Below are 15,780 nucleotides of genomic sequence, written 5' to 3'. Positions count from 1 at the left end.
GCCGGGGCCAAACCCGGGGTTCACGCCGCGCACTCGAGGGCTGATTCCCGGTTCAGTGGATCCTGCAGCTGGATCCGGCGGCAGTTGGCCGGCAGCAGCGGGTGGTGGTCGTGAAGGCTCACCCAGGTCGTTGCCGGCTGAGACGCAACAGATCAGTGCTGGTCGCTGAGAGTCATGTCGACGCGGTGGAGCAGGTGCCGCCAGTCCACTCTCACCTTCTACAACCGCTGACCTTCGCGTTCAATCAGGCGGCGCTGGTAGCCGGCGGCGGCCACGGCGCAAGTCCGTAGATACCCCACAGTGAGCTTGCACCTCACGTCGCTGACTGCTGCGTCCTTCTCGGCGGGCGAGGGCGGCGGCAGTTCGGCGCCGGCAGGAACGGGCAGTCCTCGTCCCAGCAATGTCCTGTCACGCGCCGGCGCCAACGGGCCAGGGTAGGCATAGCCCTTGGTCCGCATGCACTCACTCCACGCACGGTTTGCACCGACCACGTGTCCGTCTCGGTACACCTCGGTCATCGCCTGGGAGCGGAGGCCCTGTATGTACGCGAAGTCGTCATTGGCCAGGCTGATGTCGAGCGCGTCGAAGGCCTGCCGGCAGCCTCGGAACCAAAACCGCGGCGCTGGCGGTGCTGGTCCGTGACGAGGAACCCGCAGCACAGCCGATCAAGCCGCCCAAGAAGGCGCCAGCGCCGAAACCGGTGAAGCGATACATCCCACGCCACGAGAAGTTTGATCAGCTGGTCGCCGCTGCCGTAGGCCGTGACCTGGTTGCCACGCAACGGGTTCCGGAGTCGATCAGGCCGATCGTGCTGCGGTATTGTCGAGCCCGGATCGGCCAACTGGACCGGTCATTCGCCTTTGCGGTCTGCGGCTACTTGTTGAATGGCGGTACGACCGATGCCCGGCCAGGCAAGGTCGAGATAGTAGCTGTGTGAGATTCGGCCAGAGCGGACACGACTCCGCATCAGGCATGCAGGTGCCGGCGGAGGAAGTCACGCCAGGTCAGCTCGAATGAGCGGGCCAGTGCCGAGGTGGCCGCGAATCGGTCCCAGGCATGGAACGCTCGGGCGTAGAGGTGCAGGTTGACCGGGACGCCGGCGGCGAGCAGTCGGCGCGCGAAGTCGATGCCCTCGTCGCGCAGCACGTCGAGTTGGGCGGCGGCGATGAAGGTGTCGGGCAGGCCGGCCAGGTCGGTGGCGCGTCCAGGTGCGCAGTACGGGTGCACGTCCTGCGTGCCGCGGCGGTCGCCGAGCACGGCGGCCCAGGCGAGCTGGCAATCCCGGCGCGTGAAGACCACTTCGGCGGCGGTCTCCGTGCTCGACGGCGTCTGAATGCGGTCGTCGAGCATGGGATAGAGCAGCGACAGCAGGCGTGGCCGCGGATCGTGCCGGTCGCGCACCATGAGCGCGGTGGCCGCGGCCGGCGCCCCACCGCCACTGGCGCCGGCCAGCCCGATCCGGTCCGGATCTATCCGGTGCTCGGCCGCGTGCCGGGTGAGATGGGTGTAGGCGAGGTAGCCGTCCTCGGCGGCACCGGGTGCCGGGGTCTCCGGCGCCAGCCGATAGACGACGGCGGCGAGGACGCAGTCGAGCTCCAGGGCCAGTCCAGTGTGATACGCGTCGTCACCGTGGGCGTCATCGCCGAGGACCTGCGCCCCGGCATGGAACCAGAGCAGGGCGGGGCGCGTGCGGTCGGCGTCGGACGGGCGGTACAGGACGACTTCGAGTTCGGTCCCGTCGGTCCGTGGGATCCGCAGCGTCTGGATAGCGATGCGGGGGTCCGGCGGGGTCGCGGGCCGCTGCGCGGTCGCCGCCCGCAGTTGTGCGCGCAGGCCGGGGATGTCGGAGAGGTCTAGCAGGGTGCCGTTCGCGGCCTTGGGCATCGCGGCGAAGGCGGCGGCGAGTTCGGGATCGAGAGCGTCGGTGGCGCCAGGCATGGAAAGTCCTTTCAGAACAGGGAAGGCTGGCCGCTGCCGGCGGTGACGCCGCCGTCGACGGGCAGGATCGTGCCGGTGATGAAGCGCGCTTCGTCGGAGGCCAGGAAGCTCACCGCGGCGGCGATGTCGGCCGGGGTGCTGAAGCCGCGCAGCGCCCGTCGCTGGTTGAAGCGCTCGATCAGGTCCGAGTGGGTCGTCGCGAGTTCCGCCGGCCCGGTCAGCGAGGGGGCGACGGTGTTCACCCGGATGCCGAACTGTCCGAGGTCGAAGGCGAGTCCGCGGGTGAGGTTCACGACCGCGCCCTTGGCGGCGTTGTAGGCGGCGAGCCGCCGGTCGCCGCCGAGCCCGGAGGCCGAGGCGATCTGCACGATGCTGCCGCGGCTGGCTTTCAGGTGCGGCAGGGCCGCTTGCGCGCCGAAGAAGCAGCTGTCGACGTCGGTGCTCATGATCAGCCGCCAGTCGGCGAGGGTGGTCTCCGCGAACTCCTTGCCGAGTCCGACGCCGGCGTTGGAGACCAGGACGTCGATGCCGCCGAACCGGGCGGCGCCGGCGTCGATCATCGCCTGGACCTGGTCCTGGTTGGTGACGTCGGTGGCGACGGGGAGCGCTCGGTCCGTGCCGAGCTCGGCCGCCAGGGCTGTGAGCCGGTCCTGGCGTCGGGCCGCGAGCACGAGGTTGGCCCCTTCGGCGGCGAACCGCCGGGTGATGCCGTCGCCGATGCCGGAACTGGCGCCGGTGACGACGACCGTTCGGCCGGCGAAGCGTTGTTCCATGAGATGACTCTCTTTTCGTCAGTTACTGACACAAATAGGTGTCAGTAACTGACGATACGATGGGTCAGTGACTGACGCAAGATTGCGTCAGTCACTGACGATCGACTAGGGTGGGCTCGTGCCACGCAATGCCGACGAGGTGCGGCTGCGGCTCCAGGAGGCCGCGCTTGAGCTGTATCTGGATCAGGGCTACGACAAGACCACGGCCGGCGACATCGCCGCCCGCGCCGGGGTCACCGAGCGGACCTTCTTCCGCCACTTCGTCGACAAGCGCGAGGTCTTCTTCGACGGCCAGACCCAGCTGTGCGAGCTGCTGACCGCCGCGGTCGCCGCGGTGCCGGCCGGCACCAAACCGCTCCCCACCCTGCGGGCCGCGTTCCACCAGGCCGTGCCGCTGATCGAGCACAACCGGCCGATCACCGAGCGACGACATCCGGTCATCGCGGCGACCCCGGCGTTGCGGGAGCGGGCGCTGGCCAAGAACGCGGCCCTGGTCGACGCGCTCACCGACGCCCTCCGCGCCCGCGGTGTCGCCGAGCAGCTCGCGGCGTTGTGCGCGCAGATCGGCATGGACACGTATTCGATCGCGATCCGCCGGTGGGGAGCCGACCGCACCGACGATCTCCACATCCACCTCGACCAGGCCTTCACCGATCTGAGACTCGCCGCGAACGCCCTGAGGTGAGGCCAGATCGGGCTCCTGGCTGACGGAGACGACGGCCTCGGACACAACGAAACGCGGCACGGCTCCGCTCCGGTCCGCGGGCCTGCTAATAGGCATGAGCGATCAGGTGGGGCAGCCCGCCCGGCGGTGGCCCTGGGCATGACTGGACCGTCGACCACATCGCCGAGCACACCACTGCTTCCTCGGTGACGACGGAACTCGTGCCGTCACGGTGTCAACGCCGAGGCGTCGAGCAGATCTTCCGGCGGCACCCACAGCGGGGCACCGTCCCGCTCGGGCTGGAGCCAACGGCGGCGTTCGGCCGTTTCCCGGGCCAGGTGGAGGAACTGCTGGACGGCTTCCGACTGCTCACCGTCGCGCCACGCAAGGGACCACGGATACACGGGCCGGAGTTCCTCCGGCCGATGGATCGGCATGCCCATGCCCGCATAGCGGTGGGCGTAGGAGTCGAATTCGAGCACGTAGGCCTCGTCGCGGGCGCGGGCGACAGCGGCGTGACAGTGGTCGAAGGTGCCGGGGTTGCCCAGCCACCGCAACACCAGGCCGGTGTGCTGCTCCAGCGAGCTGAGGTAGCGGCCGTGCGTGTTGTAGAGCGCCGAGCCGGGTGGATCCCCGAAGACCTCGATGGGGCGCTCATGCAGTGAGGCGGCGGGACGGGGTGAGTCTCCGGGCCGTCCCACCAGCCAGAACGGCTCCAGCCGGAGCAACGCGTGCCGCCACCCCGTCGGGTGGTCGGTTCTCATCGCCGCGGTCACCCGGATGATCGCGACGTCGAGCTGGTCGGCCAGCAGCGCGGCCAACTGCCGGGTGCTGTCCATCGAGCTCTCCACGACCCTCACGTCGGGGAACCGCTCGCGAAAGGCGTCCGCGATGACGCGGCCGCTGTCCAGGCTGAAGATGTGGGCGATACGCACGCGATCGGGCTCCAGCCCGCGCTGCATCCGGTCCGCGAGGGCCAGCAGCTGCCTGGCCTGTTCCAGGAAGTGCTCACCCCGCCGCGTGAGGGCGACATGGCGGCTGTCGCGCAGCAGCAGCTGACCGCCGAGGTGGTCCTCCAGCTTGCGGATCTGCTTGGACAACGCCGGCTGGCTGATGAACAGCCGGGCCGCGGCCCGGCCGAAGTGCAGCTCGTCGGCGACCGTGACGAAGTAGCGCACCAGCCTGAGGTCGAGATCCATCCGGTCCTCCCGGCATGACCGTAGGGCGGGACCGGCAACGATGCCAGGGCGGTTATCGATCGCGGCGGAACGGGTCTTGGACGGCCGGGCCGCCGCCGGTGTTGTCTTCCCACCAACAAGCCCGGCGGAGCGGAGGAGCGTCATGTCGGACAACAGACCACCGGTCGTGTTCATCCACGGCCTGTGGCTGCACGCGACCAGCTGGCAGCCCTGGATCGACCACTTCGACGCGGCCGGCTACTCCGCCGTCGCGCCGGGCTGGCCGCACGAGCCCGATACCGTCGAAGGAGCCCGGGAACACCCGGAGGCGGTCGCGGACACCACCATCGACCAGGCCACCGAGCACTTCGCCTCGATCATCGCCGGCCTCGACGCGACGCCGGTGATCATCGGCCACTCCTTCGGTGGCCTGATCACGGAGAAGCTGCTCGGCCAGGGCATCGGGCGCGCCGGCGTCGCGATCGACCCGGCCCAGATCAAGGGCGTCCTCCCGCTGCCGCTGGCCCAGCTGCGCGCCGGGCTGCCGGCGCTGGGCAATCCGGCCAACCTGCATCGAGCCGTCACCTTGACCGAGCAGGAGTTCCGCTTCGGCTTCGGCAACGCGCTGACCGAGCAGGAGTCGGCCGGCATCTACCGGCGGTGGGTCGTGCCGGCGCCGGCCCGTCCGCTGTTCCAGGCGGCGGCCGCGAACTTCGTGCTGCACTCGCAGGCGCAGGTCGACACCCGCCGCGCCGATCGCGGACCGCTGCTGCTGATCTCCGGGACCGCCGACCACACCGTGCCCGACGTCGTCACCCGCTCCACGCTCAAGCAGTACCGGGACTCCACCGCGGTCACCGAGTTCACGCAGTTCGAAGGCCGCGGCCACTCCCTGACGGTCGACAGCGGCTGGCGCGACGTCGCCGACGTCGTCCTCGACTGGCTGCACACCCACGGCATCTAGGGAGACCACATGGATCTCGGACTCGACGGCAAGGTCGCCGTGGTCACCGGCGCCAGCAAGGGCATCGGCCTGGCCATCGCCGCCGCGCTCGTCGCCGAGGGCGCCCACGTCATCGCCGGCGCCCGGTCCAGCAGCCCGGAGCTGGACGCGCTCACCGAGGACGGCAGGGCGCGCGCCGTCGCTGTCGACCTCGGCACCGTCGACGGCCCCGGGCGGCTCGTGGACGCGGCGCTGGCCGACCGCGGCCGCATCGACATCCTGATCAACAACGTCGGCTCGGTGACGCCGAGAACGACCGGATTCCTGCTCGTCACCGACGACCAGTGGGCACACTCGATCACCCTCAACTTCCTGGCCGCGGTGCGCACGACCCGTGCCGCGCTGCCGGCGATGCTGACCGCCGGCCGGGGCAGTGTCGTCAACACCGCCTCGGTCAACGCCACCCTGCCCGACCCCACCGTGATCGACTACGGCGCGGCGAAGGCCGCACTGGTCAACCTCACCAAGGCGCTGTCCAAGGAGTTCGGCCCGCACGGCATCCGGGTCAACTCCATCAGCCCCGGTCCGGTCGCCACCGACCTCTGGCTGGGCGCCGGGGGCGTGGCCGAGGCCATCGCCGCCACCGCCGGCGCCACCGCCGGTTCGGTCGCCGACGCGGCGGCCGCCCAGGCGGTCACCGGCCGTTTCACCAGGCCTGAGGAGGTCGCCGACCTCGCGCTGTTCCTGGCCAGCGACCACGTCGCTGGCAACGTCACCGGCGCGAACGTGACGATCGACGGCGGATTCACCACCGAAACCCACTGACGGCCTCCGTTCGCGACGGTGTCCGTCGACCGCTCGCCCTTCGCCCTTCGGCTACTTGTCGAATGGCGGTACGACCGATGCCCGGCCAGGGCGGGATTGTTGCCGATGCCTGAGTAGGTGAACGTGGCACCGGTGTCGGTGAGCGCCCGGCCGAGGGCGTCGTAGGTGTAGGACTGGGTGCCCTGCGACGTCATCTCGCCGAAAGCGTCCGATGTGGACCGTGTGGTGCCGGACGTGTTGGACTGCGAGGACATGACGCCCCGCGCGGCGTACGTCCGGTCTGCGGCCCGCGGGCTGTCGTGTGCGTGTGCTGCCGGCCATGGCCAAACCATCGACCTCGGGGCGGGGTTTGCTCAACTGGTGGGCGGTCTGCGCGGCGTCGAGGCCGTAGAGGGTGAGACGCTGGCGGCAAGGTCGCGCCGCCGGGTGTCAATACAATTCCCAGCGAAATATGACACCGGCCACTAGTGGTCGTGCCCAGCAGGTGTGCCGGCCGGTTCCCAGCGCGTACGGTCTCGCGACGTGACCGAGCAACCAGAGATCTCAAGGCGGACTGTTCCCGTGGATCGGTTGCAGAGAGGTGATCACTCGTGTACGGCCTTCACCGACGACGAGGCCCACTGGCAGGTACTGACCGCCTACACCCGGACCGGTCTGGCCGAGGGCGAGAAGGTCCTGATCATCCTGGACCCCCATGATCTCAGCGACGACGAGGTCGTGGCACGCATGGACTGCGGCACCGGCCGTGTGGAAGCCGCCTGGGACAGTGGCCAGCTGGTGTTGACACGCAGTCCGTCCTTCTTCGACTTCCCGGACGGCCGTTTCGACAAGCAGCGACAGGCTAAAACCTTTGAGAAGGAGATTGAGCGCGCCCGTGAGGAGGGCTGGTCGGGGTTACGAAACGCGGGCGACATGGGATGGGTGCTGGAGCAGGGCCTGAGCGACGATGAGGTGGTGGACTACGAATCCTCCGTGGAGTCGTTGTTCGCGGATGGTCGCTTCACCGCGATCTGCTGGTACGACCAGCGGCGGTTCAGCGACTATCTGGTGGCCGCGGCGTGCGAGGTCCACCCGCTTCGAGTGTTGGAACGTCTCGACGCGATCGACGTCGTGCGGACCACGAAGGGTGGACGGATCGCCGGTGCGGCGGAGCTGCCCACCCGTGAGAAGTTCACGGAAGCCCTGCGCGCGGCGCTGGAGCGACCGGAAAGCCGTGGCCCCTTCCATTTCGAGCTGGATCTGACCGATCTGACCTTCATGGAGGCGCACTGCGCCTGGCAGCTGATCAACCTCGCCGGCTCGCTGCCCGAGGGCAGCAAGGTCACCGTCAGCTGCGGGCCGCTGGTCGAACTGGTCCTTCGGGGACTCGGCGTCGACACCGTGTCGCAGTTGGAGCTCAAGGTGGAGGAATTTGAATGAGCGAAGGTCATCTCCTGCACCTCGACTTCGGTCGTGCCGATCTTCCGCTGATGCGGCTCCTGGTGGCCGAGTGTCTGTTGCGGGTCGGGGTGAACGAACGGGTACGGCGAACGTTTCTCCAGGCGGCGCTGGAGATCGCGTGCAACGCGGTGATCCAGAGTGGCGGCTCGGCCAACCTCGTGGTGCGCTTGGCGGACGGGACACTGCGGTGCGAGGTCACCGACCAAAGCACCGGCCCGCATCGCCTGCTGTCACAGGGCCCGCCCACCGGAGGAAACCACGGCTTGCGGCTGGCCGAGGCGCTCACCGGGCGGCTCGAACTGTGCCCCGGACCCGGAGGCCGGGGCACTACCGCGGCTGTGGCCGTTCGCCTGGCGGATCTGTCGAAGTGAGCCAGACGGCCACCTGGGTGCGGTTGGTCAACCCCAGCTTGACCAGGATGCGCTGCACATGGCCCTCGGCGGTGCGCTGCGCGATCACGAGGGCGCTGGCGATCTGCTTGTCCGTCAGGCCCTGGGCGACCAGCTCGGCGACTTGCCTCTCGCGCGGCGTCAGCCCACTGGATGCCGCCCTGGCCGTTGTCTCCTGTGGTGCGCCCCGAGATGGGGCCTCAGACCGCTCCTGCAAAGAGTAGGCGACGGCCTCGTCCGTCGAGAGTGTGAGGCCGCGCTGGAAAGCCCGCTCGAAACCGCGGTCGCCCAGGGTCTTGCGGGCCCGCCGCTCGCTCACCCGGATCCGCCCCGTCTGCTGTTGTGCTGTCGACTGACCCCGGCTGATGCGGTGCCAGATCTTGTCGGACGCGCCCAGCAGTACGGCGGCGCGCTCGGCGGCGCCTTGGCCGATGGCGATCGCGGCCAGCACGTCGAGGGTCCTGCTGAGTCCCTGCGGTGAATGGACTACGTACTCGAGCCGTAGGCAGTCGCGGGCGTGTGTGGTGGCGCTGTCGAATTCTCCCATCGCCCAATACGCCATGGCGAGTGTGCGCAGCAGGTACGACCGGGCCCACTGCTCGCCGTACGCCTCGCAGACGGCGAGGGCCTCGGCGCACAGCTGCACGGCCCGTTCGGGACTGCTCCGGAAGACGAGCGAGCAGGCGAGCTCGACCCGGCCGAGCACGGCGAAACTCATCAGGTCGCTCCGATCGGACACGATATCGGCGAGCGAGATGACGGGCGGGTCCGCCTGCTCGGGCACCGGTCGACCGGAGCGGTCATCGGCCTGGAGCACGGCTGCCGACCGGCTGTGGATCAGCGATACCACACCGCTCGCCCACTGCGCCTTGGCCGGGGCGCCGCGCGGCTTCACGCCTTCGCACAGGGCCAGGTTCCGCAGCCAGTGCCGTACCTCAAAACGCAGCACGCAGCAGCTCCAGTAGAACCACAGGGTCCCGACCAGCTTCAGGCCGAGCCGGGCCTCGCCGGGAGTGGTGAGACAGAAGTCGAAGGCCGCGCGGAGATTGTCCTGCTCGGCCCGCAGATGGGCGATGATCTCCAGCTGGCGCGGGCCGAACCACTGCCTCTCGTACTCCTCGGCCAGGCGCAGATAGTAGTCCCGAAGCCGGCCACGGACAGTGGGCGCCTTGCCGAGCTCGTTCAGCTTCTCCAGACCGTAGTCCCGCAGCGAGCTCAGCAGCCGATACCGGATGCTGCTGCCATCAGCCACCGCGACCAGTATGGACTTGTCCACCAGTTCGCTGACCACATCGAGCACGTCAACACGCTCGACATCCTCCCCAGCACACACCGCTTCCGCCGCACTCAGGTCAGCGCTGCCGGCGAACACCGAGAGCAGCGCCCAGACCAACTGCTCCCGCGGGGTGCACAGGTCGTAACTCCAGTCCACGGTCGAACGCAGCGTCTGATGGCGGGGCAGCGCGGCGCGATTCCCGCCCGCGAGCAGCCGGTAACGGTCGTCCAGCCGCTCGACCAGCTGGTCGACCTGTAAGATCCGCATCTGCACGGCGGCCAGCTCGATCGCGAGCGGCAGTCCGTCCAGCCGGCTGCACAGCCGGGCCACGGCCTCCAGGTTCTCCGCGGTGATCGCGAAGCCGGGGACAACGGCAGCCGCGCGATTGGCGAACAGTTCCAGGGCCGGGAAGCGTTTGGCGGCGGCCACGCCCCGGGCCAGTTCCTCACGTTTCGGGACTGGCAGGGGCTGTACCTCCAGCAGGTACTCCCCAAGCAGACACAGTCGGTGCCGGCTGGTGGCCACAACTCGTACCTCTACCGCCTGCGTCAGGACCGTGCCCACAAGTCGCACGCAGGCGTCAAGCAGATGCTCGCAGTTGTCCAGCACCAGCAGCAGTTGCTGCTCCCGCAGGTGCTCGACGAGAACAGCCAACGGGTCTCTGTCCGTCTCGTCGCGGATCCCCAGTACGTCGGCGACCGCATACGGCACGAGCGCCTGGTCCTGAAGCGGGGCCAGCGATACCAGCCACACCCCGTCGGCAAAAGCCCGCAGGAGTTGTTCCGCCACACGCACCGCCAGCCGGGTCTTGCCGACCCCGCCGACGCCGGTCAGCGTCAGCAGCCGGCTGACCGACAGAATCCGCTTCGCCTCCGCCACCTCGTGCCGCCGGCCCACGAAACTGGTTGTCTCCGCGGGAAGGCAGGCCGCGCCCCGCGACCCGGATCCGCCCATGACCGGTCACGCCTTTCGAGTTGGAAGCTTCACTTCGTCGACCAGATGCAAATCCTGACCACGCCGGACACGCGGCGAAACAACAAGTGACGGCGCATTGTCGTCAACGTCGTTTTCCGCCAGTGACTGAACGCGGTCCCGGTTCAACGAGGTTGTCGGTTGAGCCTGTGGGTGCCGAAAATGTCAGGCGCATGGTTTGAGCTGGGAGTATTCGTGGATGGCACCGCCGAGCCGATCGACTCGGATGATCTTGGCACTGGATGGGGCGCGTTCAGGTTCGGTGGCATCACCTGGGGCCATCTGGTGCGGGGAACAGTGCGGGCGGGCGGTGTTGTAGTGGTCGACGTACTCGGCGTGGGGGCGTTGTAGATCAAGAGTTTGTCGAGGCACGCGCGCCGACATGACCCGACCCAGCGTTCCATCATCGAGTTTGCTCGAGGAGCCCGGACCGGTGCGAGTAGGATCGTGGCGCCCAGCGCGCGAAAGATCTCGTCAAAGCCCCGGGTGAACTTCGTGTCCCGGTCGCGCAGCACGAACCTGGTCCGTTGGGCGAGTTCCTCGTGATCCATGAACAGGTTGCGAGCCTGTTGGGCGGTCCAGGCGGCGGTGGGGTGTGCGGTGACGCCCAGCAGGTACACGCGGCGGGGTGACGTGCTCGATGGCGACCAGGGCATAGAGTCTGGCGGTGGTGATCGTGTCGCAGTGGAAGAAGTCCAGTGCCACGATCCCGGCGGCTTGAGCTCGGAGGAACTCGCGCCAGGTGGGGCCCGATCGTCGCGGGGCGGGGTCGATCCCGGCCTTCTTCAGGATCTCCCACACCGTGGACGGCGCCGCTGCACAGCCCAGGCGGTGTAGCTCACCGTGGATCCCGCGATAGGCCCAATTCGTGTTCTCGTGGGCGAGCCGTACGGCTGGGCGTCCAGCGCGGCGTGGCTGGGTCCAGCGGCGTGCGACCAAATCGCGATGCCATCGCAGCAGCGTCGCGGGAGTGACCGGCAGGTGGGAACGTCTGGTCTTGGACAGCAGGCGAGTGAGTGCCGCCAGCAGGGCCCGATCCGCCCACGTGCGCGGCGGTCGCGGTGTGCTTCGACGTAAGACCGCGTTCTCGTGCCGCAGAACGAGTATCTCGATGTTCTTGTCCACGTCGGATATCGCGAGTAGCGCGATCCACGACGCGAGCCGGCAGAGCATCAGGTACAGCAGGCGCAACACCATGAGACACGATCATGCCGGGCCGCGTGCTCGACGTTCTTCGAGTTCAGACGCGTTGCGCCACTTTTTCGGCACCCACAGGGTTACGAGGAGATACAGGGCGCGATCCCGGCCGCCGCGGCCGGCGACGCCGTGTTCGCCGCGGCGATGGCCGGTCGGATGATGGACATCATCGCCGCAGCGGCGTGGGCCGATGTCGCGACGCAGCACGGCTTGTCCCTACGAGAACGCGAGGTGCTGGTCCTGTCGGCGGCCGGCAGCGGCACGAGCGACATCGCTCGCCGTCTCCACCTGAGCGTCAAGATTGTCCGCAACCGCGTCTCAGCGGTGCTGGCCAAGCTCGGTATGCCCGATCGGGCCTGGGCGATCGCGTGGGCGCGATCGGCAGGGCTGGGGCCGCCCGAGGACGGTCGCTGATCGGGCACGTGGGGACGTGCGCCCAATGTACTGGTAGGCACGGGAGTTGGAACGTGTGGAATTGAGACCCCTCGCACGTGACCTGCTGTCGCTCTGCTCTGGGCAAGCCCGATGCCGGAAACATGGCTCCAGCGGAAACCAAGGTGACAGCCTGCGCCGGGAATCCATACTGTCGGCCGCATGACCAGCGATTCCAGCTCCCTCACGTGGCGGCCGCTCACCCCCGAGGACGCGCAGACGTCGGCCGACCTCCTCAACGCTATGGAGACCGTCGACAAACTCGGCGAGTTCTACCTTGCGGAGGACACCTTCCAGGAGCTGGTCGACCCCTACCTGGACCTGGAGCGCGCGAGCCTCGCCGCCTTCGACGGCGACGTGATGGTCGGCTTCATGAAGGCGAGCTACAAGCCGGCCACGGAAGAAGTCCACCGGGTCCTCATCGAGGGCGGGGTCCACCCCGACTACCGCCGCCGCGGTATCGGCACGGCACTCATGCAAGCCGGGGTGGCGGCGGTGAAGGCACAACACACGCGGCAGCACCCGACGGTGAAACTCGTGATCGTCGTCCAGAAGGCCGAACACATCACGGGCGCTGCCGAGTTGTTCCGCTCCCGGGGTTTCGCGCCGGTCTTCTACTCCCAGCACTTGGTGCACCCGCTCGGTGCTGCGATTCCCGACTCGGCGGTCCCCGACGGACTGCGGGTCGAGCCTTGGTCGGAGCAGAACGACGAGGAGTTCCGGATGATCCGGAACGAGGCGTTCAAGGACGCGGGGGTGGCGGAGATGCCCGTGGACAACTGGAAGAACAGGATGATCAATAACGCGTTCCAGCCCGACGTCAGCTTCCTGCTCCGGGACGTGGCGAACGGTGCTGCGGCGGGCATGCTTTTGACCAAGTACTGGGAGGGCGACGTGGTGATCACCGGAGTTCGCGAGGCGCGCTTCGTCCTCATCGGCACGCTCCGGGACTACCGGAGGCGGGGCGTCGCCGGGGCGTTGATCGGGCACGCGCTGCGGGCTGCCGCCGATCAGGGCTTCGACCAGGTACGCGTGAGCGTGGACTATGAGAACCCCGTCGAGACGTTCGGGATCTACGAGAAGGCCGGATTCGCGCCCGCGCTGCGTCACATGCGCTGGGCACTGGAGGGCTGAACGTCCCCGAGCCGTGCTCGCCGCCACGGGCATCGACACTCCGTCAACAACGTGATCCACGTCGTGCCACCTCCGCTGCCTAGCCGGGCCGGGTGTTGCCGGCGTCGTGGGTACATCGTGTGGCGCGGTCGAGGCTGATTCCGAGCATCCGTGTGAGGACGGGGCGGGCATCTCGGCGGCCATCTCCATCAGCGCGGTGTTACGGCCGAGGGTGGGCGAGATGCCGAGCTCAAGCAGTCGCGTCGGCATGTCACTGCGGGCAATCGACCGCTCGGGGCGGGTGCCGGGATAGAGCCAGACAAGCATCGTCAGGAGCGGTCGCCGGCGCACGCGGCGGTCCCCGACCAGCCTCCTGAGCAGTTCTCCGAGCGCTGTCGGAAGCAGGATCGGTGCCTCGCCGAGACGCAGTTCCACGCCAGCGTCAGTAATGGCGACGTGCTTGATTGTCAGCTGCGTGATGTGCACGACGCGTTGGGCGTAGAGCAGGACGATCAACCCTCGACACGGTCGGCCAACGGACCTCGCGATCAAGCATTTGGATCTGACACTGGGGCATCCTTGCTGGTCAGGAGGCCCCAGTGTTAACGATCACCAGCAGTTTCATACCGACATCACCTGCACCGTGTGCTGGGGTCGGGGTCGCTGCGCACGCCGGTGCCGGTGTCGTGGACGCTTCGTTGTATGCCAACGCATCAAAGGTCGCCGGGTTGACGAACGGCGGAATCGTGAGGCTGGCTGGCACCGGATACTTTCACCTGCAGGCTAGCGATCCGTAAGGATCTGGCGACGCATGCGGACATGCAGGTGAAGTGGTGGCGGGGCTTTCGGTTCTGCCATCCGCTGGTGTCCGCGCTGCTGGCGCCGGCTTGGCGATCGCGATCAACGAGGCGGCCCCAGCACCGACCGGGTGGGAATGGGTTCTCGCCGTTGGCCTGCTGGTCGTGCTCACGGTTGGGCTGGAGGCGTGGCAACTGGCAGTCTGCCCGGTGGTCCGCCGGACATGCCTCCGGAGGAGTTGGGGCGGATCGAGGTGGAATCGCGGTGGGACGACGCGTTCCCGCGTCTTCACCCCACCTCGAATCCGCCTGTCCAAGCCCGAGTAGCAAGCTGGTCATGTGGTCCAATGGCCGCTTTTACTATCCCCAAGGCGCGCCCAGGGGAAATCCCCTTTTTCTGCTATTTCGACACAAGCCGTTACGTCGGCCCTCACTGCTGAGCTGAAGGATCGGGCCGCAGTACGTGTCGTTTTTGACGTGGGCACCGCCTCGTCCGAGAGTGGCGGCAGGGCGGCACGTGCTGTGGCCGACCGGGAGGTCAGATCGTGGGCGGTGTACGGGCGAGTCGTTCGCGCAGGCGAGCCGCGAGTTCCGCCTCGTCGGCCGCGACCAGCCGGTAGTCCCGCACGACGACGCGCCCGCCGACGACCACGTGTTTCGGCCGTCGCCCCGGCGAAGCCCACAGGAGTCCCGCGATCGGATCGTGCACGCCGGCGTCGGCGACGCCGGAAACGTCCCACAGGCACAAGTCTCCGGCCGACCCCGCCCCCAGATGCCCGAGCTCGGGTCGTCCCAGCCCCACGGCGGAACCCGCAGTGGCCATCCCGAGCACGGTGCGCGCGGGAAGCTGCGACCCCACAAGACCGGAGACCTGGAGGGCGAGCCGGGCATCGGCGAGCAGGTGCCCGGCGTCGTTGCTTCCCCCGCCGCTCGTCCCCAGGCCGACGACGACGCCGGCCTCGATCAGCGCGGCCACCGGCGCGACGCCCCAGCCCATGGGCAGGTCGCATCCCGGCGCGTGCGTCGCGGTCACCCCCGCCTGCGCGAGAAGGCGGATCTCTCCCGGCGTGATGTCACACAGGTGGGCCACGGTGACGTCCGGTTCCAGCCAGCCCCATTCGTCGAGGAGTCGCAGTGGCCTGCGCCCATAGCGCTCGATGGCGATCGCGGTGTCGACCTGCTCGTTGGCCTGGGTCCGGCGGCGCAGGCCGTGGCGGGCCGCGACCGCGCCGAGCGCCGCGAAGGTCTCCCGCGCATCGGAATGGACGCCGGCGGGACCGACCGCGAGCTGAAGCATGCCGTCCGGCGAGACCCCGCCGGCGCCCCCGGGAACGAGCGCGGTCACGATGGCCTCGGCGGACTCGCCCGCCCACTCCGGATCGTCCCGCGCCGAACCGCGCACGAAGACGAGCCGGGCGCCCAGAGACCGGACGGCCTCGGCCGTCGCGCGCGCGAGGGCGACCGTGTCCGCGATCGCGGCGCCGTGCGGCCAGTTCAGATGGTGGTCCGCGATGGTCGTGACCCCGCACAGGAGACTTTCGGCGGCGCCCACCGAGGCGGCCATGGCGTAGGCCTCCGGGTCGTGGCCCACTCGCCCGTAGGCGGCGGCCATCGCGGGTAGCCACTCGGCCATCGGCACGCCCCGCGTTCCGGGCAATGTGCGGAACGCGCTCTGCAGGAGGTGGTGGTGGGCGTTCACGAGTCCCGGCGTCACCACGCATCCGGAGGCGTCGAGCACCCTGTCGTGCGGGGAACCGTCGTCGAGTGTGAGATCCCCACTGTCCTCTGTGGACGAATCGACGAGAATGCGATCGGCGCCCTTGATCGTCAGCATCGGTCCCTT

General features: G+C 68.7%; 14 protein-coding genes. 8 read left to right on the top strand and 6 right to left on the bottom strand.

Translation table 11 applies throughout. The annotated features are described in order from the left end of the window. Positions 1 to 628: 628 nt before the first annotated feature. Positions 629 to 937, top strand: a complete 309-nt coding sequence (locus BCF44_RS54790; protein WP_147328592.1) for a hypothetical protein — start codon at positions 629 to 631, stop codon at positions 935 to 937. Positions 938 to 966: 29 nt separating this feature from the next. Here BCF44_RS54790 and BCF44_RS22670 read toward each other — a convergent pair whose 3' ends face one another. Further along, entirely contained in the window at positions 967 to 1,938 is a 972-nt protein-coding gene (locus tag BCF44_RS22670) for an alpha/beta hydrolase fold domain-containing protein (protein ID WP_116176340.1), read from the bottom strand. Positions 1,939 to 1,949: 11 nt separating this feature from the next. Then, positions 1,950 to 2,711, bottom strand: coding sequence for a meso-2,3-butanediol dehydrogenase (gene budC / locus BCF44_RS22665; RefSeq protein ID WP_116176339.1), 762 nt, complete (start codon positions 2,709 to 2,711; stop codon positions 1,950 to 1,952). A 118-nt stretch (positions 2,712 to 2,829) separates the two neighbouring features. Here budC and BCF44_RS22660 point away from each other — a divergent pair, with 118 nt between their 5' ends. Further along, on the top strand, positions 2,830 to 3,396 hold the full coding sequence (locus BCF44_RS22660) for a TetR/AcrR family transcriptional regulator (protein ID WP_246015413.1): 567 nt from the start codon (positions 2,830 to 2,832) through the stop codon (positions 3,394 to 3,396). 206 nt (positions 3,397 to 3,602) lie between these two features. On the opposite strand, the gene BCF44_RS22655 is transcribed toward BCF44_RS22660, so the two are convergent. Then, entirely contained in the window at positions 3,603 to 4,574 is a 972-nt protein-coding gene (locus BCF44_RS22655) for a LysR family transcriptional regulator (RefSeq protein WP_116176338.1), read from the bottom strand. A 142-nt stretch (positions 4,575 to 4,716) separates the two neighbouring features. Here BCF44_RS22655 and BCF44_RS22650 point away from each other — a divergent pair, with 142 nt between their 5' ends. From BCF44_RS22650 to BCF44_RS22630, 4 genes are all read left to right on the top strand, one after another. After that, positions 4,717 to 5,517 (top strand): alpha/beta hydrolase, encoded by an 801-nt coding sequence (locus BCF44_RS22650; protein ID WP_116176337.1) that lies wholly within the window; start codon positions 4,717 to 4,719, stop codon positions 5,515 to 5,517. 9 nt (positions 5,518 to 5,526) lie between these two features. After that, a complete protein-coding gene (locus BCF44_RS22645) occupies positions 5,527 to 6,321 on the top strand; it encodes an SDR family NAD(P)-dependent oxidoreductase (RefSeq protein WP_116176336.1) in 795 nt (264 codons plus the stop codon). A gap of 522 nt (positions 6,322 to 6,843) precedes the next feature. Next, positions 6,844 to 7,740, top strand: a complete 897-nt coding sequence (locus BCF44_RS22635) for an MEDS domain-containing protein (RefSeq protein ID WP_211353162.1) — start codon at positions 6,844 to 6,846, stop codon at positions 7,738 to 7,740. Continuing rightward, complete coding sequence (locus tag BCF44_RS22630; RefSeq protein ID WP_116176334.1) at positions 7,737 to 8,132, top strand: ATP-binding protein; 396 nt, start codon at positions 7,737 to 7,739, stop codon at positions 8,130 to 8,132. The genes BCF44_RS22635 and BCF44_RS22630 overlap by 4 nt, the downstream gene beginning before the upstream one ends. On the opposite strand, the gene BCF44_RS22625 is transcribed toward BCF44_RS22630, so the two are convergent. After that, positions 8,089 to 10,380: an ATP-binding protein gene (locus BCF44_RS22625; RefSeq protein WP_116176333.1), complete on the bottom strand. Its 2,292-nt coding sequence runs from the start codon at positions 10,378 to 10,380 to the stop codon at positions 8,089 to 8,091. The two genes, BCF44_RS22630 and BCF44_RS22625, sit on opposite strands and share 44 nt — an antisense overlap. A gap of 492 nt (positions 10,381 to 10,872) precedes the next feature. After that, the gene (locus BCF44_RS22620) at positions 10,873 to 11,595 is read right to left on the bottom strand and encodes a hypothetical protein (protein WP_211353161.1); all 723 of its coding nucleotides are present in this window, start codon (positions 11,593 to 11,595) and stop codon (positions 10,873 to 10,875) included. A 129-nt stretch (positions 11,596 to 11,724) separates the two neighbouring features. Between BCF44_RS22620 and BCF44_RS22615 the strand changes: the two genes are divergently transcribed. Continuing rightward, a complete protein-coding gene (locus BCF44_RS22615) occupies positions 11,725 to 12,009 on the top strand; it encodes a response regulator transcription factor (RefSeq protein WP_116176332.1) in 285 nt (94 codons plus the stop codon). A 180-nt stretch (positions 12,010 to 12,189) separates the two neighbouring features. After that, the gene (locus BCF44_RS22610; RefSeq protein WP_116176331.1) at positions 12,190 to 13,161 is read left to right on the top strand and encodes a GNAT family N-acetyltransferase; all 972 of its coding nucleotides are present in this window, start codon (positions 12,190 to 12,192) and stop codon (positions 13,159 to 13,161) included. 1,314 nt (positions 13,162 to 14,475) lie between these two features. Here the strand turns inward: BCF44_RS22610 and BCF44_RS22605 are convergent. After that, positions 14,476 to 15,771 carry an amidohydrolase family protein gene (locus BCF44_RS22605; RefSeq protein WP_116176330.1) on the bottom strand — a complete coding sequence of 432 codons (1,296 nt, stop codon included), beginning with the start codon at positions 15,769 to 15,771 and terminating at the stop codon, positions 14,476 to 14,478. Positions 15,772 to 15,780 lie beyond the last annotated feature (9 nt).

It is taken from the genome of Kutzneria buriramensis, assembly GCF_003387475.1.
GTDB lineage: Bacteria > Actinomycetota > Actinomycetes > Mycobacteriales > Pseudonocardiaceae > Kutzneria > Kutzneria buriramensis.
The sequence above is the reverse complement of the archived record's forward strand: the minus strand, read 5'-3'. Positions and strand labels throughout refer to the sequence as shown.